The organism is Desulfobacterales bacterium, assembly GCA_021647905.1.
GTDB lineage: Bacteria > Desulfobacterota > Desulfobulbia > Desulfobulbales > BM004 > JAKITW01.
This window is the reverse complement of sequence record JAKITW010000017.1, coordinates 17,985-38,690: the sequence shown is the minus strand read 5'-3', so window position 1 is coordinate 38,690 and position 20,706 is coordinate 17,985. Positions and strand designations below refer to the sequence as shown.

The window sequence follows — 20,706 nt, the reverse complement described above, 5'->3', positions numbered from 1 at the left end:
TGCCGAAGTTGTTTTAAATTCCGCTTTTGCCGTCACGGCCGCGGCTCAGGGTCCGCTACACCGTTCGGTATAAGAAAACCCCTTTCCCGGTCCAACCTCAAACGTACGGGGTTTACCGAAACCTTACTGGCCCGGTTCGGATTTTAGACGATAACTATCGGATACCATGGATGATACGTCATTGCCAGTCAGCTGTCAGCAAGTTTATTGGTGAAGGTCCGGGCGGTAAATAAAAAGGCCGCGTCTGAAATGGACACGGCCTTGATTGCAACTGAAAAGAGAGTAAGGGTTACTTCTTCTCCGCAGCCACGGCCTCTTTTTCCGGGAACCGGCCTTCTTTCAGGTCCCGGCCTTCCAGGAAGCGGATGATCGATTCCGCGGCCACCTTGCCCTGGTAAACCGCCTTGGCCGCGGTCTGGGGGCCGAGTACCGCGTCGCCGCCGGCAAAGATCCAGGGTACCGAGGTCTGCAGGGTATCCTCATCCACCTCGTAGGTGCCCCAGCGGGTCATGGCAAAGTCAATGCCGTTATTGGCGGTGGGCTCCACGTCCTGGCTGATCGCGGCAATGATCGAGTCGGCCTGGATCATGAAGTTGGAGTCCTTGATTGGCACCGGCCGGCAGCGGCCCGAGGCATCGCATTCGCCCAGTTTCATCCGGATGCACTCTATTTTGGTCAGCCGGCCGTTCTGGCCGTGGATCCTGACCGGGGCGGCCAGGAATTCGATCTTGACCCCCTCTTCCTCCAGGTGATGGATCTCGGCCGCTGCGGCCGGCATCTCCTGCTTGGTCCGGCGGTAGAGGATGAACACCTGGTCGGAGCCGGTCCGCAATGCGGTGCGGGCCACGTCGATGGCCACATTGCCGCCGCCGACCACCACCACCTTGCGGCCGATGTCCATGGTCTCGCCCAGGTTGATCTTGCGCAGGTAGTCCACCCCGTGCGAGACACCCTCCAGTTCCTCGCCGTCAATGCCCAGTTTGCGGCTGGCATGGGCGCCGATGCCCATGAACACCGCGTCAAACTCTTGCTTCAGCTCCTCCAGGCTCTTGTCCTTGCCGATAACCACGTTGTTGATGATCTTGACCCCGCAGCTTTTAAGGGCATCGAATTCAGCATCAATGATGTCCCGGGGCAGCCGATAGGCGGGAATCCCGACAATGAGCATGCCGCCGGACCTGGGCAGGCTCTCGAAGATGGTGCATTCATAGCCGGCGTGGGCCAGGTAGAAGGCCACGGTCATCCCGGCGGGACCGGAGCCGACAATGGCCACCTTTTTGCCCTTGGGCCTGGCGCATTCCTGCATCATATTTTTATTATTGCTCACCATCCAGTCGACTATGTAGCGTTCCAGCATGCCGATGGCCACCGGCTCGCCTTTTTTGCCGCGCACGCAGGAACCCTCGCATTGAAACTCATGGGGACAGACCCGGGAGCAGACCGCGGGCAGGGAACTGGTCTCGCGGATGGTCCAGTAGGCATCTTCGACCCGTCCTTCCCGGAGCAGTTGGATAAACCCGGGGATATTGTTATGGATCGGACAGCCGTTTCGACAGGTCGGTTTTTTGCAGGTCAGGCACCGCTCGGCCTCGCGCAGCGCGGTTTCCTGGTCGTACCCGGCGGTGACTTCATCAAAATTGGTAACCCGGTCGGCAACGGCCAGTTCGGTGGCCTTCTGTCTGGGTATTGCCATTCTCTCTTTCGGCTTCATCCTGGTTATTCCTCCTCATCCTTTTCGATATACGGGCCTTGGACATAAAACAGGCCGCCCTTGCGGACGGCCTGGATAAAACCACCATGTTCTTTTACCGGCTTTTGCCGGAAATTTCAACCCTCGCTTTTAGCCACCCTCAAACGGTGCAGAGCCCGCTGCAATGCGGCCTCGGCCCGGGCCCGGTTGATCTCTTCCTGCTTTTGCTGGGCCGCGGCCAGTCTTTTCTCGGCCCGGTCCTTGGCTGCCATGGCCCGGTCCACATCAATCTCGTGACCGGCCTCGGCGCTCTCAACCAGAAAGGTGACCTTGTTGCCGGACACCTCGCAGAAGCCGCCGCTGATCATCAGTTCCTGGGCTTCGCTGCCGTCGCGGTAGGCCATGGTCCCGATCTTGATGGTGCTCAGGAAAGGGGCGTGATTGGCCAGGACCCCGAACTCACCGCCATATCCGGGCGCGGTGACGATATCGACATCCCTGTTTAAAATAGCGCCCCTGGGCGTTACCACTTCCAGTTTGATCTTCTCAGCCATTATCCTTGTTCCTTCTTTTCCCCGGCGCGGGCCGGGTCACACTCGATAACTGCTCGTCAGTAGCGACAGCCGACGCGCTTAAGCGTTGGCCTCGGCCTCTTTCTTTGCCTTGGCCACGGCCTCGTCGATTCCACCGACCATGTAGAAGGCGGTCTCGGGCAGGTCGTCATGCTTGCCGTCGAGGATCTCCTTGAAGCCACGCACGGTCTCGGCCACTTTTACATACTTGCCTTCCATGCCGGTAAAGACCGCGGCAACGGTAAAGGGCTGGGACAGGAAACGCTGGATCTTACGGGCCCGGGTTACGGTGACCTGATCCTCTTCCGAGAGTTCGTCCATGCCGAGAATGGCAATGATGTCCTGAAGATCTTTGTACTTCTGCAGGGTCACCTGCACGCCACGGGACACTGAATAATGCTCCTCGCCCAGGACGTTGGGATCCAGGATCCGGGAGGTGGAGTCCAGCGGATCCACGGCCGGGTAGATGCCGAGTTCGGCGATCTGCCGGGAGAGAACCACGGTACCGTCGAGATGGGCAAAGGTGGTGGCCGGGGCCGGGTCGGTCAAGTCGTCGGCAGGCACGTACACGCACTGGACCGCGGTGATCGAGCCCTTGGAGGTGGAGGTGATCCGCTCCTGGAGTTCACCAAGGTCGGTACCCAGGGTCGGCTGGTAACCCACCGCCGAGGGAATCCGGCCGAGCAGGGCCGAAACCTCGGAACCGGCCTGGGTGAAACGGAAGATATTGTCGACGAAAAAGAGCACGTCCTGGCCTTCCTCATCCCGGAAGTACTCGGCCGCGGACAGACCGGTCAGGGCCACCCGGGAACGGGCTCCCGGAGGCTCGGTCATCTGGCCGTACACCAGGGCCGCCTTGGGCAGAACGCCGGACTCCTTCATCTCGTTGTAGAGATCGTTGCCTTCACGGGTTCGCTCACCCACGCCGCAGAAGACCGAGATACCACCGTGGTGCATGGCGATATTGTTTACCATCTCCATCATGATAACGGTTTTGCCCACGCCGGCGCCGCCGAACATGCCCATTTTGCCGCCCCGGGGGAAGGGGACCAGCAGGTCGATAACCTTGATCCCGGTCTCAAGCACGTTCACCTCGGTATCCTGATCGGTAAAGGACGGGGCCGGGCGGTGAATGGCCCGCATCTTGTCGGAGTCGATCGGGCCGAGGCCGTCAACCGGGCGACCGACCACGTTCATGATCCGTCCCAGGGCCGGAGCGCCGCAGGGGATCATGATCGGGGCCCCGCTATCACGGGCTTCCATCCCCCGGACCAGCCCGTCGGTCTGGTCCATGGCCACGCAGCGGACCACGTTGTCACCCAGATGCAGAGCAACCTCGATGACCAGGTTGTCGGCCTTGTCATTGATCGCCGGGTTGCTGACCATGAGGGCATTCTTGATGGCCGGCAGCTGGTTCGCCGCAAACTCGACGTCGCAAACCGGTCCGATTACCTGAACTATTTTTCCAATATTCCCTGCAGTCTGTTCTGCACTCATAGAGCAACAAGCCTCCTCAGCTTCCAGAAAAGTGTTAAGAAGTTAACGCTTCCTTAATATCAATGTCCGTTTTATTTAAGGGCCTCGGCACCGCCGACGATGTCCATCAGCTCGGCGGTGATACCCGCCTGCCGGGCCTTGTTGTACACCAGGGTCAACTGGTCGATAATATCATTACAGGCCCGGGTGGCGTTATCCATGGCGGTCATCCGGGCGGCCTGCTCACTGGCGTTGGTCTCCAGCATCGCGTAATAGACCATCGTGTTCAGGTACAGCGGCAGCAGCACCTCCATGATCTCGTTGGTACTGGGCTCATAGATGTAGTCGGCTGCCGCCTGGACGCCTTCCTGGGCCGCTTCCTCCGGCTGTACCGGCAGGAGCATGACCTGGGCCGGCTTCTGCACCGCCACGTTGTGGAACTTGCCATAGAGGATATGCACTTCGTCAGCCTCGCCGGCCAGGAAATTGTCGGCGATGTCCTGGGCGATTGCCCGGGCGTTGTACATCTGGAAGGTACTCATGATGTCCAGATGCGCCGCCCGCACCTTGCCTCTTTTCTGGTAATAACTGTTGGCCTTCTTGCCGATGCAGACCAGGCTGATCTGTTTGCCCTCCGCCTGGTAGGCGGCGATCATTTTATCGGCGGTCTTGAAGATATTGGCATTGAAGCTGCCGCACAGGCCCCGATCCGTGGAGGAGATGACCAGTTCCACGGTCTTGACCTCGCGAATCTCCATCAGCGGAAACTGGCCGCTGTCCATGCTGCCGGACATAGTGGACATGGTGTCGTTGAACTTGCCGGCATAGGGCCGGAAATCCTCCATCTTCTGCTGGGCCCCGCGCAACTTGGCAGCCGCCACCATATTCATGGCCTTGGTGATCTGCGAGGTCTTCTTCACAGCACCAATTTTGGTCTTGACTTCCTTTAGAGTAGCCATTGCTCTGCCTTTTCCCCTTGGTTAATTGAGGCCTTTCGCAGCCTTGAACGAGTCGGTAAACGCGGTCAGTGCGTTTTTTATCTTAGCGTCGAGGTCGGCGTCGATCTCCTGTTTGGCGAGCAGGTCGGCAAAGACGTCCGGGGCCTTCTGCTCGATATGGCTGTAGAGCTGCTCCTCGTATTCGGCCAGCATGTTGACCGGGATGGCATCGAGAAAGCCGCGGGTGCCGGCATATAGGATGCAAACCTGCTTCTCCATGGCCAGCGGGTTGTACTGGGGCTGCTTGAGGATCTCCACCAGACGCTCGCCGCGGTGCAGCTGCTGCTGAGTGGCCTTATCAAGGTCGGAACCGAAGCCGGCAAAGGCGGCCAGCTCACGATACTGGGCCAGGTCGAGGCGCAGGGTACCGGCAACCTGTTTCATTGCCTTGCACTGGGCCGCGCCACCCACCCGGGAGACCGACAGACCGACGTTGATCGCCGGGCGGACGCCGGCGAAGAACAGATTGGGCTCCAGATACACCTGGCCGTCGGTGATCGAGATAACATTGGTGGGAATATAGGCGGATACGTCGCCGGCCTGGGTCTCGATGATCGGCAGGGCGGTCAAGGAACCGGCGCCAAGTTCGTCGTTCACCTTGGAGGACCGTTCCAGCAACCGGGAGTGGTTGAAGAAGATGTCGCCAGGGTAGGCCTCACGGCCCGGAGGACGGCGGAGGAGCAGGGAGAGCTGCCGGTAGGCAACCGCCTGCTTGGAAAGATCGTCGTAGATGATCAGGGAATGCTGACCGTTGTCACGGTAGTACTCACCCATGGCGCAGCCGGCATAGGCGGCGACGTACTGCATCGGCGCCGGGTCGGAGGCGCAGGCGGCAACCACGGTGGTGTAGTCCATGGCGCCGTGCTTACGCAGGGCCTCAACCACCAGGGCCACGGTGGATTTCTTCTGGCCGATGGCCACGTATACGCAGTGGACATCGGTGTTTTTCTGGGCGATGATCGCGTCGATGCAGAGGGCGGTCTTGCCGATCTGACGGTCGCCGATGATCAATTCCCGCTGACCCCGGCCCACCGGGGTCATGGCGTCGACCGCCTTGGAGCCGGTATAGCAGGGCTCATGCACACTCTTTCTGGCGATAACGCCGGGGGCGATCACTTCGATCTTACTGAAGTTCTTGGCATTGAGCGGCCCCAGTCCGTCAATGGGGGCACCCACCGCGTCCACCACCCGGCCGTCCATCTCCGGGCCCACCGGGACCTCGGCGATCCGGCCGGTCCGCTTGACTTCGTCGCCCTCCTTGATGTACTCGACATCACCGAGAATGGCGCAACCGACGTTATCCGCTTCCAGGTTCAGGGCGAGGCCGAGAATGCCGTGGGGGAACTCCAGAAGTTCCATGGCCATGCATTTCTCAACGCCATGCACGCGGGCGATACCATCGCCCACCGAGATAACCGTACCGGTTTCACTCAGATCAACCTTGCTTTCGTAGTCCTTGATCTGCCCCTTGATAATTTGACTGATTTCTTCGGCTTTGATCTGCATTGTGGCTATTCACTCCCCTTTATGGATTCATTTAAACCCGTCAATTGCCTCTTGATGCTCCCATCCATCACCAGATCGCCGACCTTGGCGATCATCCCGCCGATAATCGACGGATCGACCCGGGTTTCGAGGAGCACCTGCTTTCCTGTTATTTTTTCAAGTGCGGTCCGCACCTTGTTTTTCAGTTCATCCTCCAGGGCAACCGCAGTGGTTATCGTGCCGCGGCTGATGTTCCGGTCGGCGTCAACCATCTGCTGAAAGACATCGGCAATGTCGGCCAGGATCTCGGCCCGTTTTTTCTGCACCAGCAGGTTGAGGAAATTACCCATGATCTGGTCGCAGCCGATTGACTTGACAATGGCAGCCATGACCTTGCCGCGCAGTTCCTGGGGGTAGAGGGGATTGGTCAGCGCATCAATGACCTCGGGCCGCGCGTCGATAAGCGCGGCAAACTCGGAAAGGAACTGGCTGTACTCATCATTGTTCCCTTCCTCCTTGCCGACCGCAAACAGGGCCTTGGCATACCGTTTGGCTAAGATCGTCTGTTTCACTGTACCGTTCCCACCTTTTCAAGATAGTTTTCAATCAGTTTGACCTGGTCGTCCTGCCGCAGGTTCTGCTTGAGCAGCTCTTCGGCCATCAATACCGCCTGGTTGGCGACCTCTTCCCGCAGGTTGAGCTTGGCCAATGCCAGTTCATGCTGGACCGCCATTTCGGCCTGGCGCTTGATATCAGCGGCAGTGCGTTTGGCATCTTCAAGGATCCGTTCTTTTTCGGCCTCGCCCCGGGCCTTGGCGTTTTCAATGATCTCATTGATGTCCTGATCAATGGTGGCCAGCTTTTCCTCAAATTCGCGATAGGCCCGGTCCGCCTCGGTCCGTTTCGCCTCCAGATCGGCGAACTGGTCGGTGATGGAGGCCCGCCTGTTCCTTAAGGCGCTGGCAATGGGTTTGGCCCCGAACTTGACCAGGATGAAAACCAGGACAGCGAAGTTCAGGGTCCGCCAGAGCAGGTCCCAGAGTTTTTCCGAAGACACGCCCCCGTGGGCGCCTTCCGCACCAGCCGATGCATGGGCCAGGCCGGCGGTCAGGGCCAGCACCCCGGTTATCAGGGCGGCGCTCTTTAGTTTGGACCAGGTGAATTTTACGTTCATTATTACAGTGCCCTCCCCAGAATTTTTCCTGCTATATCGGTGGCAAAGCCTTCAATTTGTCCCTTGAGGGTGTCACGTGCGCTGGTGAATTCCCTCTGGATCCCGGTCAACTGGTCCGCCTTGGCCGCTGAGACCTCTTCACGAATTCCGGCCAGGGTCCCGGCGCTTGCCTCCTGGGCCGTGCTGCGCGCCTCTTCCAGCACATCCTTGGCCTTGGCCCGGGCAATATTGAGCTGCTTGTTGACCTCTTCCTTGCGCAGCTTGATGTTGTTGCCAAAGGTCTTGATTTCATTTTCCAGGGCAGCGAGTTTTTTCTCGCGCTGGGCCAGCACGGTCCGGATCGGTCTGTAAAGCACGACGTTTAAAACGCCGATGAGTAGCAGGATGTTGACTATCTGGATTATTAAGGTGATATCGAGGGTTATCATCCGTGTCCTTAGCTCCTGAATGCTGGTTGCCGATGGCGCCACGCCGATCTTCGCCGGCCTGGTCTGTTTTTAGAATACTTCTCGTTGCAATCGCCTTGCTGCGGGGCATTCTTTGCGTATGAATGAATGCTCGTTCATCTATTTTATCGTGCTTATCTAATGTATAGTTCGAGGGCTGTCAACTTTTTTTATCAATATTTTTTAGCCGATACGAAGGGGGCTGGACCGGTGGCCCGCGCGTGGAGCGGGACCTGGGAAACAGGGCTGAAAATGAAAAAGGAGCAAAGGTGGACAAAGTGGTCTGAAAGTGGCTGTTTTTCAGGTGAGTGATCCCGGGCGGCGCAAAAATAAAGTACAGCCGCACCTGTTTGCCAGGTGAGGCCTTTGATGCCGAGACGTGAAGCGTGAGAGGTGAGGTGTCAGAGGACCCTCCTTCGCCTGACGGCTACGGCGGGCAAGCAGAAAAAAAGGTGGCAGTGGTGCTGCGCTGAAATATATTGTTTCTCAGCACTCTACTATATATGGAGTCATTCCCGCTCACGGGGAGAGGGGATCAGTTGTCGGCCAGAAAGGAGCGGACCACCTCAACCGTCGCGGCCAGGGCCTGGTCGAGTTGATCGGCGTCCGGACCGCCGGCCTGGGCCATATCCGGCCGGCCGCCGCCCTTGCCGCCCACCCGGGCGGCCAGTTCTTTGACTATCCGGCCGGCATGGAGGCGGCCGGAAAGGTCCTTGCTGGCCATTACCAGCAGGGCGGCCTTGTCCTGGTAAACCCCGCCCAGGACCACCAGGCCGGAGCCGAGTTTGTCCCGGATCCGGTCGCCCACCTCGCGCAGGGTCTTGGGCGAATCCAGGGGAATGGCGGTCACCACTATCTTGATTCCCTCGACCAGGACGGCCTTGCCGATGAGCCCGTCCAGATCGCTTAAGGCGAGCCGGGCAGTGAGCCGGGCCACCTCTTGTTCGAGGAATTTCCGCCGGGCCAGCAGTTTGTCGAGTTTATCGTCTAACTCCCCGGGCAGTCCTTTTAACCGGCCGGCCAACCGGTGCAGGCGCTGTTCCGCCTCCTGGAAGCGGGCAAAGGCCTCGGGCCCGGTGATTGCCTCCACCCGTCTGATGCCGGCGGCGATCCCGGTCTCGGTGACGATTTTTAAGAGACCGATCTCTCCGGTGGCCGCCACGTGGGTGCCGCCGCACAACTCCTTGCTCAAGGAGTCGATGGCCACAACCCGCACGGTGTCACCATACTTTTCTCCGAACAGGGCAATGGCGCCCTCCTTGATCGCCTCATCCCGGGAGAGCATCCGGGTGGTCACCGGGATATTGGCCCGGATGGTCTGGTTGCAGATTTTTTCAATCCCGGCGATCTCCGCCTCGTCCAGCGGCGAGAAATGGGTGAAGTCGAAGCGCAGCCGGTCCGGGGTCACCAGGGAGCCGGATTGTTTTACATGATCGCCCAGGACCCGCCGCAGCGCGGCCTGGAGAATATGGGTGGCGGTATGGTTGTTGGCGATCCGTTGGCGGCGCCCCTCGGTAACCTTAAGAGTCACCGGGTCTCCCGTGGCCAGGGCGCCTTCCTCCACCTCGGCCTGGTGCAGGATCAGGCCGTTGCCCACAATGATCGTATCCAGGACCCGGGCCCGGCCGTTCGGCCCGATGATCTCGCCCTGGTCGCCGACCTGGCCGCCGGACTCGGCATAGAACGGGGTCTCGGCGCAGAAAACAGAGACCGGTTCGCCCTGGCCGGCCCGGTCGGTTGCCTCGCCCTGTTCGTCCACCAGCCCGGCGATCCGTGACTGGCCGTTCTTTTGTCCGTAGCCGATGAACCGGGCCTTGTGCCCCTGGTCGGCCAGGGCCCGGATTCCCGGGGCCACGGTGGCCATCTCCCCTTGTTTCCATGATTGTTTCGACCGTTGCCGCTGCTGGTCCATGGCCCTGGCAAAACCGGCCTCATCCACGCTGAAGCCCTGTTCCAGGGCCACATCCCGGACAATATCCAGGGGAAAACCGTAGGTGTCGTAGAGCTTGAAGATAAAGTCGCCCTGAATCAAGCCGTCGCCTTGGTCCCTGAGTCTATCCATCTCCTGGTTGAGGAGCGCCAGCCCGTTGTCCAGGGTCTCGCGGAACCGTTCTTCCTCGTTGGTCGCCACCTTGCGCAGCAGTTGGTCCGCATCCTTGAGATGGGGATAGGCATGGGCCATGGAATCAACCACCTGGGCGGTGATCCCGGCGAGAAAGCTCTGGGTCAGCCCCAGGGCCCGGCCGAAACGGACCGCCCGCCGCATGATCCGGCGGAGTACGTAGCCGCGGCCCTCGTTGGCGGGCAGGACCCCGTCCGCCACCAGAAAGGCGATGGCCCGGCTGTGATCGGCAATGACCCGCATGGCGGTATCGGTTCGGTTGTCGCGGTTGTACGGTGTGCTGGTCAGTGCGGCGATCCGGTCGATCAGGGGGCTGAACAGGTCGGAATCGTAATTATTGACCTTGCCCTGGAGCACGGCGGCGATCCGTTCCAGTCCCATGCCGGTGTCGATGCTCGGTTCAGGCAGCGGGGTCATGGCGCCCGAGGCATCGCGGTTGAACTGCATGAAGACCAGGTTCCAGAGTTCGAGAAACCGGTCGCAGTCATTTTCGCAGCCCACCTTGCAGGCGGGCGAGCCGCAGCCCACCCCAGGTCCCTGATCGATATGGATCTCGGAACAGGGACCACAGGGGCCGGTGTCGCCCATGGCCCAGAAATTATCCTTTTCCCCCATGCGGACGATCCGGCCCGCGGGCAGGTCCTGCACCTGCTCCCAGAGGGAAAAGGCCTCGTCATCCCCTGCAAAGACCGAGACCCACAGGTTTTCCGCGGGCAGCCCCAGTTCCTTGGTCAGAAAATCCCAGGCAAAACGGATCGCCTCTTCCTTGAAATAATCGCCAAAGGAGAAGTTGCCGAGCATCTCGAAAAAGGTATGGTGACGGGCGGTGTGGCCGACATTTTCCAGGTCATTGTGCTTGCCGCCGGCCCGGACGCACCGCTGGCAGGATGCGGCCCGGACATAGTCCCGTTGTTCCTCGCCGATGAATACCTGCTTGAACTGGACCATGCCGGCGTTGGTAAAGAGCAGGGTGGGATCATCCCCGGGCACCAGGGATGAACTGTTGATGATCGTGTGGCCGCGGGCAGCGAAATATTTTAAAAAACAGGCGCGAATCTCATTTCCGGTCATGGTCGGTTCCAGGGTCGATGCATTCGTAAAAACTAAATATTTACCGCGGTGAAATCATTGTTTATTTATTTCAAATGGGGCAGCATGCTCTTAAAGGCTTTGGTTCCGGCCTGTTGCAGCAACTCATAGACAATCATCTCGGTGGGGCCCACGGCCGCGCCGATGGTACGGAGTCGCTCCAGTCCCAGCCGGGAGGCGCGTTTTTTCCGGGAGGAGACCGCGTCGGCCGCGACCCAGACGTGATAGCCGTTGTTCAAGGCGCCCAGAGCACTCTGGTAGATGCAGATATGGGTCTCAGCCCCGGCGAGGATCATGGTGTCCACCCTTTTGTCCAGGCCGGCGAGCAGTTTTTTAAACCCGGGATTGGCAAAGGAGTTGAACTCGGTCTTGTCCACCCGGGGCGTATCGTTTAAGATCTGATCCAGCTTCGGCACAAAGGGGCCCAGCCCTTTTTCGTACTGGGTGGTGGCCAGGACCGGCATTGCCAGGGTCCGGGCGCAGTGGATCAGGATCACCGTATTATCAATCACCCGGTCCGCCTGGTGGATGGCGGCCATCAGCCGTTCCTGGGGGTCGATCACCAGCAGGCAGCTCTGTTCCGGGGTTAAAAAATCGATGCGGCTGTTCATATTTCTCAATCTCAAGCTGTTCGGGGCATGAAAGTAAACGTTTCTTTTTAGTCTGTTTGTCCGCCTTTTTCAAGGCCCGTTTTGGCCCTGACCCCTGACCAAGGAAAACCCATGGAAAAAATACTGGCCGATCTCCCCTGGGTCCTGTTGATCATCGCCTGCCTGACCCTGGGCCTGGCCCCCTTCAGCCCGCCGCACATCTGGGAGAAACTGCAGATGCTTGCCAGGGGAAACCTGGTCCGGCCCATAGACTGGTTTGATCTCCTGCTCCACGGCACCCCCTGGGTCCTGTTGATCCTCAAGGGGGTTTTTTCACTGGCCCGGCGCTAAGCCGGCTCGATATCGGCACGGGTAACAGCCATGTCCCGGAAAAAGCGCTTTATTATTGCGGTCCTGCTCGTCGGCCTGGGGGTATGCCTGGCCGCTCCGCTGCTCCTGTTCCCTTTATTGCCCGGCTATCTTGAACAATATCTGAGCCAACGGTTTCAGCACCGGTTCGCTGACACCGAGTTCCGGCTTGATGTGCGCCGGGTCGGGATTACCGGGATCGACCTGGGCGAACTGGAGGTGGGCCCGCCGGCCCGGCCGGCTCTGTCCTGGAGCGCTCTGCAACTGGATTTTTCCCCGGCCGGGTTGTTCAAAAAGCGGATCAAGCGGCTGGTGGTCAGCGGGCTTACGGTCCGGACCCGGTACCTTGACAACCGCTTGACCCTGGCCGGGCTTGACCGGCCGCTGGCCGACCGGTTGTCCGGCGGCGGTCCGCCCCGGGAAACCGGAATCGTTGTGCCGGTAATGGTCGGAGAGGTGGTAGTCCGGGGAGCGACACTGCTCCTTGACTCGCCCCTGGGAACCGTGCGGCTGCCCTTTGAACTTACCCTGCGGCCGGCTGGAGACCAACCGGACGGCCGCTGGAACCTGGTACTTGATCTTTTTCCCGCTGGCCGCGGGATCCGGGTGACGGCCCTGGTGGATCCGCCCGCCAACCGGGTGGACCTCTCCTGGGCCGGCTCGTTGTCCCTGGCCGCTGTTGCGCCGTTTCTGGACCAGGTTCTGCCCGGGATGAGGACGACGGGTGATCTCGGACTGAGCGGCAGGGCGGCCCTCGGGCTGCGGCCCTTCCAACTGAACGAGGTGAACGCGGCCGGTGAGATTAATAATACTTCCGGGGTTTCCTTTGCCGCCTTTACAGTGAGGGGCGGTCCGTCCCGTCCGGCCCGGCTGACGGTCCATGGCCAGGGCCCGGACTGGCGGGTGGAGATCAGCGATCTGGCGCTGGTGCAGCCGACGGCCGCAACCCTGGCCGGGGGGGCTGATATCCGGATCGATCCCGGCGGGGTGTCGGCCGCAACCGGTGCGTTGGAGTTTACCCCTGGATCAACCATTGGTTCAGCAGATATATTTTCCATTGCCGTGGCTCCGCTTAAGTTCGAATTTTCTGCCGGATACGGTCCTGATACGGGCTGGCGGCTGGATGCGACCGGAACCACCCCCCGGCTCTCCGGCGCAAGTGAGGGCGGCCTCACCCTTGCGGCCGGCCGGTCCGAGTTAAAGGTAACCAGCCATGGCCGGGACGCTGAGGGCGGGTTTGATTTTTCTTTCCTTTTGCCGGAGGTTTCATTGCGCCTGGGCCGGGACCTGACCGCGACCCTGCCCCTGGTCCGGCTGACCGGTACGGCCGGGTCGGCGCCGGACGAGCAGTCCGGTCTGACCCTTGACGGCCGGCTCCGCTTTGACAAGGCCCGGATCAGGGATTCTGGAAAAGGGCTGGAATTTACCGGGATCAGGGGCGATGCGCCTTTTCGGTGGCCGGGCCGGGAAAAGGGCGCTGCCGGTGAGTTGGCAATCAAATCAATCTCCTGGAAGGGCCGGAAGATGGGAGCGGTTGCCGCCACCCTGTACCAGGCGGAGCAAGGCCTGCGGTTCAGCGGTCTTCTTGATAATGGAGTGGTCCCGGGGCTGCGGCTGGAGTTCAGCGGTGATGTCGGCCCGGGCCCGGCCGGGATCGCGGCCGGGCTTGGTTTTTCGATCCCCGCGGTTACGATTGTCGGCTTCAGGCCGGATGCTTTGTTCCCGGCCGCGCCGGGTCTGAGCGTGGGCGGCGAGCTGCGGGCCAGGGGTGAACTTGCCCTGTCCGGCTCCCGGCTGAGCGGCAGCCTGGCCGGCAATATCCGGCACGGCCGGCTGGAGAACCGTGAGAAAAAACTGCTGATCGAGGATATTGCCCTGGACCTTTCCCTGCCCCTGCTTCCCCGGATACGCAGCGCGCCGGAGCAGCAGTTAACTTTCAGCCGGGCATCGCTGGGTGATCTTAAGTTCGGCCGCAGCACAATCGCCTTTCAGATCGAGTCGCCCTCTTCGCTTTTTATCGAAAAAAGCGATTTTTCCTGGTGCCAGGGCCATGTCTATGCCTATGGACTCCGGTTGCACCCGGATGATCGTGATTTTGACATCACCCTGTACTGCGACCGGTTGCATCTCGCCCAGGTGCTGAACCAGTTCGGCATAGCCCAGGTCCAGGGCCAGGGCACGGTCAACGGCCGGATCCCCCTGGGTTTTCGCGGGGGCAGGTTTAATTTTGACAACGGGTTTCTCTACTCCAGCCCCGGCGAGGGCGGACTGGTCCGGATGGGGGCCGCTGATCTGCTCTTTGCCGGTATTCCCCGAAATACGCCCCGGTTCGCCCAGATCGATTTTGCCGCCGCGGCATTAAAGGATTTCCGTTACAACTGGGTCCGGCTCCTGTTCCAGAGCGATGGGGAGGATCTGGTGGTCAGGATGAGGCTGGACGGCAAGCCGGCCAAGCCGCTGCCCTTTGCCTATCGCCGGGACCTTGGTTCCTTTGTCCGCTTGGAAGTGGAGGGTAGCGGGACCGGGATACTGCAGCCGATTCTGCTTGATGTCAATTTCCGGCTCCCGTTGAACACGATCCTGGGGTATAGTGGCAATATCAGCGATGTTCTTAAGAAGATGCAATGAGTGCAAGGAGGGTCGTGGTATGAAAAGAGTCGGGTTGTGCTGCCTGCTGGCGGCAATGGCTTTTCCGTTTCTCCCGGGCTGTACCAAGTATGAGGTAGATTCCCGGCACCAGGTCGATATCGCCCCGGTGGAGATCAAGCCGATCCATATTACCATTGATGTCAATATCAAGGTGGACCGGGCCCTGGATGATTTTTTCGGTGATCTGGACCAAGGGACCAAGGGGAGCAAATAGGATGCAGGCGAAGCAGGCAGGTCATGAACAGCGATTGGAATCGAGCAAGCAGGAGACAGGAATGATGAAGATCTCTCGAATAGTGCAGACAGTGTTGGCCCTGGGGTTGGTCCTGGCCTTTGTCAGCGGGACCCAGGCCTTTGGCGGGGATATCAAGGCGCGGATGCGGGCGAGGTTGCCGGATATCAACGCGCTCAAGGCCCAGGGGGTGATCGGCGAGAACAACCGGGGTTTTCTAGAGTTCGTGGCCGCGGCCCGGGACCAGGAAAAGGTGATCCAGGCCGAGAACAATGACCGGCAGCTGGTCTACCGGGCCATTGCCCAACAGCAGGGAACAAGCGCCGAACTGGTCGGCCAGCGGCGGGCCCGGCAGATTGCCGAACGGGCCGCGCCGGGCGAATGGCTCCAGGACAGTGAAGGGAAGTGGTACCGTAAATAGCCCGTTTCCGTCCGGGTTTGTTGATGACCGTGGTCCTGCCGCCGGTCGGCGGGGCCGCGGTTTTTTTACGACCGGCCAGCCAACGATGTGACAGGCCTTATCCACCGGGAACGTGGATTCCGGACCGGTTCCACGTTCCGGGTCCCCTGGCGGATCAATGCTTAGGTTTCTCGGTTGCGGCCTTCTGCTCCAGGGTGGTGGCCGGATCTGCCCGGTGAAGATCAGCAGTTGATGGTGACGATCCGGTTGCGGCCTTCCTGCTTGGCCCGATACAGGGCCTGGTCCGCGTTTTCGAGCAGGATTCCGGGGTCGGTGTCCTGGGTGGGAACGGTGGTGGAGACCCCGAGGCTGATGGTCACATGGCCGGCCACGGTGGAATCGGCATGGGGGATAGCCAGTTTTTCCACGTTGCGGTGCAGCAGTTTGGCGATATGGAGCGCTCCCCTGGGGGCTGTTTCCGGCAGCACGGCAACGAACTCTTCCCCGCCGTAGCGGGCGATCAGATCGGTGGGCCGCATCAGGGCCTTGCCCAGGGCGGCGGATACCAGCTTCAGACACTCGTCGCCGGCCTGGTGGCCGTGGCGGTCGTTATATGCCTTGAAGTAGTCGATGTCGATGATGATCAGGGAGAGGGGGGTGTGCTCGCGGCTGGCCCGCCGCCATTCCAGACTGAAAAAGTCGTCAAACCGGCGGCGGTTGGGGATCCCGGTCAGGCCGTCGAGCACTGAAAGGTGCTTGAGTTGAACATTGGCCTTCTTGAGTTGCTGCTGGGCCTCCAGCAGTTCCCGGACCTTGAGGTCAAGGAGGATGGCGTGCTCTTCCAGCAGCTTCTTCTGCCGGTCGAGTTCGAGAAAGATCCGCACCTTGCTCTTGAGGATTTCCGGCTCAATCGGTTTGGCCAGATAGTCAACCGCCCCGGCCTCGTATCCCTTGAAGATATATTTTTTCCCCTTGTTAAGGGCGGTGACAAAGATGATCGGCACATGGCGGGTCTCCTTGCGGCCGCGCATCAGGGTCGCGGCCTCAAAACCATCCATGTCCGGCATCTGCACGTCGAGGAGCACCAGGGCAAAATCGTGCTCAAGCATCAGGCTCAATGCCTGGTTGCCGGAGGTCGCGGTGACGATGCTCAGGTCCAGGTCCTCGAGCAGACCTTCCAGAGCAAGGAGGTTGGCCGGCTGATCGTCAACAATGAGAATGGTGCTCTTTTCCGCCATGGTCGGTTGTCAGGAACGGGTTGATGGCCAGGTTCTAAAGTCCACCCCGGTTCAGCCCGGGTGATTGTTTTTCTCTATAACAACCGGAAAAAGTTGCTGAGAAAAAAAGCAAATTATAATTTACTCCTTCTTTGCCCGGATTCCCAGTCTCTTCTGCAAAGGCAATGCCCGGAGCCGGTCCGGCTTTGCCAGGCAGACCCCTGAGCCGGCCTTACGGCATCGCTGCTCAGCGGTACAGCCAGACCCTGAGCAGCGAGAGAAGTTTTTCGGTGTCAAAGGGCTTGGCCAGATAATCGCTGGCCCCGGCGGCGATACATTTATGCCGGTCGCCCTGCATCGCCTTGGCGGTCAGGGCAATGATCGGCAGCGATTGAAACCGGGCCTGTTTCCTGAGGGCGGCAATGGCCTGGTAGCCGTCCATCTCCGGCATCATGATGTCCATCAGCACCAGGTCGATATCCGGTTGTCTGCTGATTTTTTCAAGAGATTCACGGCCGTTGCGGGCCGCGATGATCTCAAAGCCCTTGTCTTCGAGTACGCTGGACAGGGCAAACACATTGCGCATGTCGTCGTCCACCACCATAATCCGCCGGCCCTGGAACAATGGTTCCCGGTCATGGGCCAGCCGGCGCAGCCGTTGCCGGCCCCGGGGCCGGTTGCCCTTCACCCGGTGGAGAAAGAGGGTGGCTTCGGCCAGGAGTCCTTCCGGCGGGGCGTCGGCCGCGGAGATCAGGTGGACCGGGATGGGGCGGGTCCGGGGATTGTCCTTGAGCCGGGCCAGGACCTCACGGCCGTTGATGCCCGGCAGCCCGGCAGCGAGAATGATCCCGCTGGGCCGGTGATAGTCGGCAAGGTGAAGCCCTGCCTCTCCATCCTCGGCGAGCAGACACTTGAAACCCATTTCCCGGCACAGGTCGAGAAGTTGTTTCAAAAGGATCGGGTCATGCTCGATAACCAGCAGGGAGCCATCGGTATCGGCAAGGTTTCTCCGGTCGTCCTTGATCGTTTCCCGGGCCGTTTCCGGTTGCTGTGCGGCCGCTGGCGTCTTGTCAGGCCCCCGGGGCCGGGATCGTGCCGGGCTCGGCAATGGCGGCGGCACCTCCGCGGCTTCCGTGGTAACTGGGTGCCGCGGCTCCCTGGGGACGAACAAGGTAAAGGTGCTGCCCTTGCCCCGGGCGCTTTGCAGTTGAATCTCGCCGCCAAGGAGTTTGGCCAGCCGCCGGGAGATGGACAGTCCAAGACCGGTGCCGCCGAATTTACGGCTGGTGGTGCCGTCCGCCTGATAAAAGGCCTTGAAGATCAGGTCATGCTTGCTCCCGGGGATGCCGATCCCGGTGTCGGTGACCGCAAAGGCAACGGCCCCGGCCGGGTCCAGCCGGCTGCGCGTAAAACGGGTGGCCGGGTCGGGTTTGAACAGCCGCAGGGTCACTGTGCCGTGCTCGGTGAACTTGAAGGCATTGGCCAGCAGGTTTCTCAAGATCTGGAGCAGCCGCTGGTGATCGGTGCGGATCGTGGCGGGCAGCCCCTTTTCCAGGATAACTGCCAGGCGAACACCCTTTTCCGCGGCAAGCTGTTTGAAGCCGCGGGTCAACTTTTCGATGAGTTGCTCCAGTTCGACCTCTTCAAGATGGGCCTCCAGCCGGCCGGACTCGACCTTGGCCAGGTCGAGTACCTCGTTGATCAGCTGGAGCAGGTCGGAGCCGGAGGTGTGGATGGTCTGCGTATATTCCAGTTGTTTGGCGGTGAGGGTCCCTCCCTTGTTCCGGGCCAGGAGCTGGGAGAGAATCAGGATGCTGTTCAAAGGGGTGCGCAACTCATGGGACATGTTGGCCAGGAAGTCGGATTTGTACCGGCTGGTGACCTCGAGGTCACGGGCCTTTTCCTCGATCTCCCGGCGGGCGGTTTCCAGGGCCCGGGCCCGGTCCGCCAGCATGTCATTGGCTATGTGCAGCTCCTCCTGCCGTTCCTGGAGCCTTTCCTCTGAGATCTTGAGCGCCCGGGTCTGTTCCTCCAGTTCCTCGTTGGCCTGGCGCAGTTCCTCCTGCTGCACCTGAAGTTCCTCGGCCTGTTGGGTGGTCTGTTCGAGCAGGATGGCGGTCCTGATGCGGGACTCGGTGGTATTGACCGCAATGCCGATGTTTTTCGCGGCCTGTTCGAGAAACTCGAGTTGCCGGCCGCTGGGTCGGCCATGGCAACCGAATTCCATTACTCCCTTGATTTTGTTTTCAAAGAAGAACGGCACAACAACGAGGTGGTCGGGCGTAACATCGGCCCGGTCAAGGTTGATGCCGAAATAGTCCGGCGGCAGGCTGTTGCGGACCACTATTTTTTCGTCCAGCCCGGCCCGGCCCACCAGTCCGCGGCCGATCCTGAAGGATCGAACCGCATCGATGTTTTTTTCAAAGGCATACATGCCGACCATGTTCAGTTGTTCGTCCTTGATCAGAAACATGGTGGCGACCTGGATCTTGAGCAGCTCGGCGATGCAGCTCAGGATGTTGTGGGACAGGGTTCTGAGGTCATGTTCGCCGTGGAGCCGGTCGCCCAGCGCGGTCAGACTGCTCTGGAGCCATAGTTGTCGTTCCTTTTCCGCATTGAGCCGGCCCAGGGTGCTGGTCATGTGAAACAGGGCCCGGCCCAGTTTGTCCTTTTCCGAGCGGGGGCTGATCTCAATGGTATAGTCGCCCTGGGCCACGCCGTCGGTCTGGCGGACCACGGCCCGCAGGTTCTCGGCCATCTGGTTCACTGCCCGGCCCAACTGGTCCTGGTCGCCGCGGATGGCAACCGAGGTATCAAAATCACCCACCGCGATCTGCTTGCAGACCTGGGTCACCACGTTGAGCGAGGCCACCACGTGGCCGAAGCTGTTCTTCAACTCAGTGATCTCGTGGGTGGCCCAGGGGATTTCGGCCGGGGCGAGATCACCGGTTGCCACCCGCCTGGCCCAGGCGGAGATGGCCAGGACCGGGGCCACGATCCGGCGGGTGGCGGTCCAGGCCAGGAGGAGGACCAGCAGGGCGGTGATCGATACCAGGCCGATGATGATATACTGCAGGGTGGTTGCCGCCTCAAGGGCCTCGGCCTCGGCGATCTCGGCGATAATCGTCCAGTGCAGGCCCAACGGCCGGAGAGTCTCCAGATGACTGTGTACGCCCAGCACCCGCTGGCCGCGAAAGTTGGTATAAAGCCTGGCCTGCCAGGGGTCTCTGTGGGGGAAAAGCGGGCCGGAAGCGTTCGCCGGCCGGGTCAGTTCTTCCTGGAACCAGTCCATGTTCACCCTTTTTTTCAGGGCCGTTGGTTTCCGGTCGAAGCGGGAGTCGGAGCGTATCAGCCGGTCAGCGCCGACCAGCAGGGTCTCTCCGGTCAGACTCTGGCCGGTATGTTCCCGCAGGATATCGTTGATCGGCCCGATGGGCATCTGCAGGGCCATCAGCCCGATCAGCACCTTGGAGTTGTTTTTTATTGCCTGGACCAGGAAGAGTTCCGGTTCGCGGGCGTCCACGGTGAAATATCCCATGTCCGAACAGAAGGGCCGGCCGGGCCGGGCCAGGGCCTTGCGGCAGGCGCGGGAAAAGGAGCTGTCGGAATGGGGACCGGAGAATATATTGAATCCAGGTTGCGGGCCGGAGCCGGTCCTGTGCAGGACAACTCCCGACGGGTCGATAAGGAGGATGGCGTCATAGCCCTGCGTCCGTCTGAAATCGTCGAGATCCGCTGCCGCGCCGGTGACAGATACCTGTCCGGGAGTTGTCGGAACCGGATTGTCCCTGGGCCCGGCCCCTTTCCCCTGCGCCAGTCTTTCCAGCAATTCCACATTCCCGGTCAGGCCGGCCTGGGTGCGCAGGTCGTTCAACCGTTCCGTGAAAAAGGCCTGGAAATATCGTTTCTTGAGCTGTACCGCAACGGACATCGACTGGATTGCCCTGTTCTTCAGGCTCTGCCGGGCGTTGTGATAACTCAGCCAGCTGACCACGGCCAGGGGAACCAGCGAGATGACAAGAAACAGGACAAAGAGCCTTCTGCCCAGTCCCCCGAAAACAGTGCCCCGGCCGCCGGACTGGTCGTGGCCGCTGTTATTGGCATCTCTGCCGTGAACCATTCTCCGCTCCTGTGGTGATTTTGCCGCTGTCCGGCCGCGCCCGCAAGGCTGCATGAGCTTGACAGGCCCTCCGGCGC

Annotated in this window: 16 protein-coding genes; 4 read left to right on the top strand and 12 right to left on the bottom strand. The window is 60.6% G+C overall.

What is annotated here, in order from left to right; all coding sequences use genetic code 11:
* Positions 1–289 precede the first annotated feature (289 nt).
* The 10 genes from L3J03_04590 to L3J03_04545 all read right to left on the bottom strand — a co-directional run bounded on the left by L3J03_04590 (position 290) and on the right by L3J03_04545 (position 11,663).
* Positions 290–1,693, bottom strand: coding sequence for an NAD(P)-dependent oxidoreductase (locus L3J03_04590; GenBank protein ID MCF6290259.1), 1,404 nt, complete (start codon positions 1,691–1,693; stop codon positions 290–292).
* 134 nt (positions 1,694–1,827) lie between these two features.
* Positions 1,828–2,244 carry a F0F1 ATP synthase subunit epsilon gene (locus tag L3J03_04585; GenBank protein MCF6290258.1) on the bottom strand — a complete coding sequence of 139 codons (417 nt, stop codon included), beginning with the start codon at positions 2,242–2,244 and terminating at the stop codon, positions 1,828–1,830.
* 78 nt (positions 2,245–2,322) lie between these two features.
* Positions 2,323–3,759 (bottom strand): F0F1 ATP synthase subunit beta, encoded by a 1,437-nt coding sequence (gene atpD / locus L3J03_04580; GenBank protein MCF6290257.1) that lies wholly within the window; start codon positions 3,757–3,759, stop codon positions 2,323–2,325.
* Positions 3,760–3,830: 71 nt separating this feature from the next.
* Entirely contained in the window at positions 3,831–4,697 is an 867-nt protein-coding gene (gene atpG / locus L3J03_04575; GenBank protein MCF6290256.1) for an ATP synthase F1 subunit gamma, read from the bottom strand.
* Positions 4,698–4,718: 21 nt separating this feature from the next.
* Positions 4,719–6,242: a F0F1 ATP synthase subunit alpha gene (atpA, locus tag L3J03_04570; GenBank protein ID MCF6290255.1), complete on the bottom strand. Its 1,524-nt coding sequence runs from the start codon at positions 6,240–6,242 to the stop codon at positions 4,719–4,721.
* Positions 6,243–6,247: 5 nt separating this feature from the next.
* Positions 6,248–6,793: a F0F1 ATP synthase subunit delta gene (locus L3J03_04565; GenBank protein MCF6290254.1), complete on the bottom strand. Its 546-nt coding sequence runs from the start codon at positions 6,791–6,793 to the stop codon at positions 6,248–6,250.
* The gene (atpF, locus tag L3J03_04560) at positions 6,790–7,395 is read right to left on the bottom strand and encodes a F0F1 ATP synthase subunit B (GenBank protein ID MCF6290253.1); all 606 of its coding nucleotides are present in this window, start codon (positions 7,393–7,395) and stop codon (positions 6,790–6,792) included. The genes L3J03_04565 and atpF overlap by 4 nt, the downstream gene beginning before the upstream one ends.
* A gap of 2 nt (positions 7,396–7,397) precedes the next feature.
* Positions 7,398–7,823, bottom strand: a complete 426-nt coding sequence (locus L3J03_04555) for an ATP synthase F0 subunit B (GenBank protein ID MCF6290252.1) — start codon at positions 7,821–7,823, stop codon at positions 7,398–7,400.
* Between the two features lie 553 nt (positions 7,824–8,376).
* Complete coding sequence (gene alaS, locus L3J03_04550; GenBank protein ID MCF6290251.1) at positions 8,377–11,034, bottom strand: alanine--tRNA ligase; 2,658 nt, start codon at positions 11,032–11,034, stop codon at positions 8,377–8,379.
* Positions 11,035–11,099: 65 nt separating this feature from the next.
* A complete protein-coding gene (locus L3J03_04545; protein MCF6290250.1) occupies positions 11,100–11,663 on the bottom strand; it encodes an isochorismatase family protein in 564 nt (187 codons plus the stop codon).
* A gap of 111 nt (positions 11,664–11,774) precedes the next feature.
* Between L3J03_04545 and L3J03_04540 the strand changes: the two genes are divergently transcribed.
* From L3J03_04540 to L3J03_04525, 4 genes are all read left to right on the top strand, one after another.
* A complete protein-coding gene (locus tag L3J03_04540) occupies positions 11,775–11,993 on the top strand; it encodes an RND transporter (GenBank protein MCF6290249.1) in 219 nt (72 codons plus the stop codon).
* Between the two features lie 30 nt (positions 11,994–12,023).
* Complete coding sequence (locus L3J03_04535; protein MCF6290248.1) at positions 12,024–14,639, top strand: YdbH domain-containing protein; 2,616 nt, start codon at positions 12,024–12,026, stop codon at positions 14,637–14,639.
* Between the two features lie 19 nt (positions 14,640–14,658).
* A complete protein-coding gene (locus L3J03_04530) occupies positions 14,659–14,874 on the top strand; it encodes a hypothetical protein (GenBank protein MCF6290247.1) in 216 nt (71 codons plus the stop codon).
* Positions 14,875–14,935: 61 nt separating this feature from the next.
* On the top strand, positions 14,936–15,313 hold the full coding sequence (locus tag L3J03_04525) for a YdbL family protein (GenBank protein ID MCF6290246.1): 378 nt from the start codon (positions 14,936–14,938) through the stop codon (positions 15,311–15,313).
* Positions 15,314–15,534: 221 nt separating this feature from the next.
* Here L3J03_04525 and L3J03_04520 read toward each other — a convergent pair whose 3' ends face one another.
* Both L3J03_04520 and L3J03_04515 read right to left on the bottom strand, forming a co-directional pair.
* Positions 15,535–16,530, bottom strand: a complete 996-nt coding sequence (locus L3J03_04520) for a diguanylate cyclase (GenBank protein ID MCF6290245.1) — start codon at positions 16,528–16,530, stop codon at positions 15,535–15,537.
* A gap of 226 nt (positions 16,531–16,756) precedes the next feature.
* Positions 16,757–20,629 carry a response regulator gene (locus tag L3J03_04515; GenBank protein MCF6290244.1) on the bottom strand — a complete coding sequence of 1,291 codons (3,873 nt, stop codon included), beginning with the start codon at positions 20,627–20,629 and terminating at the stop codon, positions 16,757–16,759.
* Positions 20,630–20,706 lie beyond the last annotated feature (77 nt).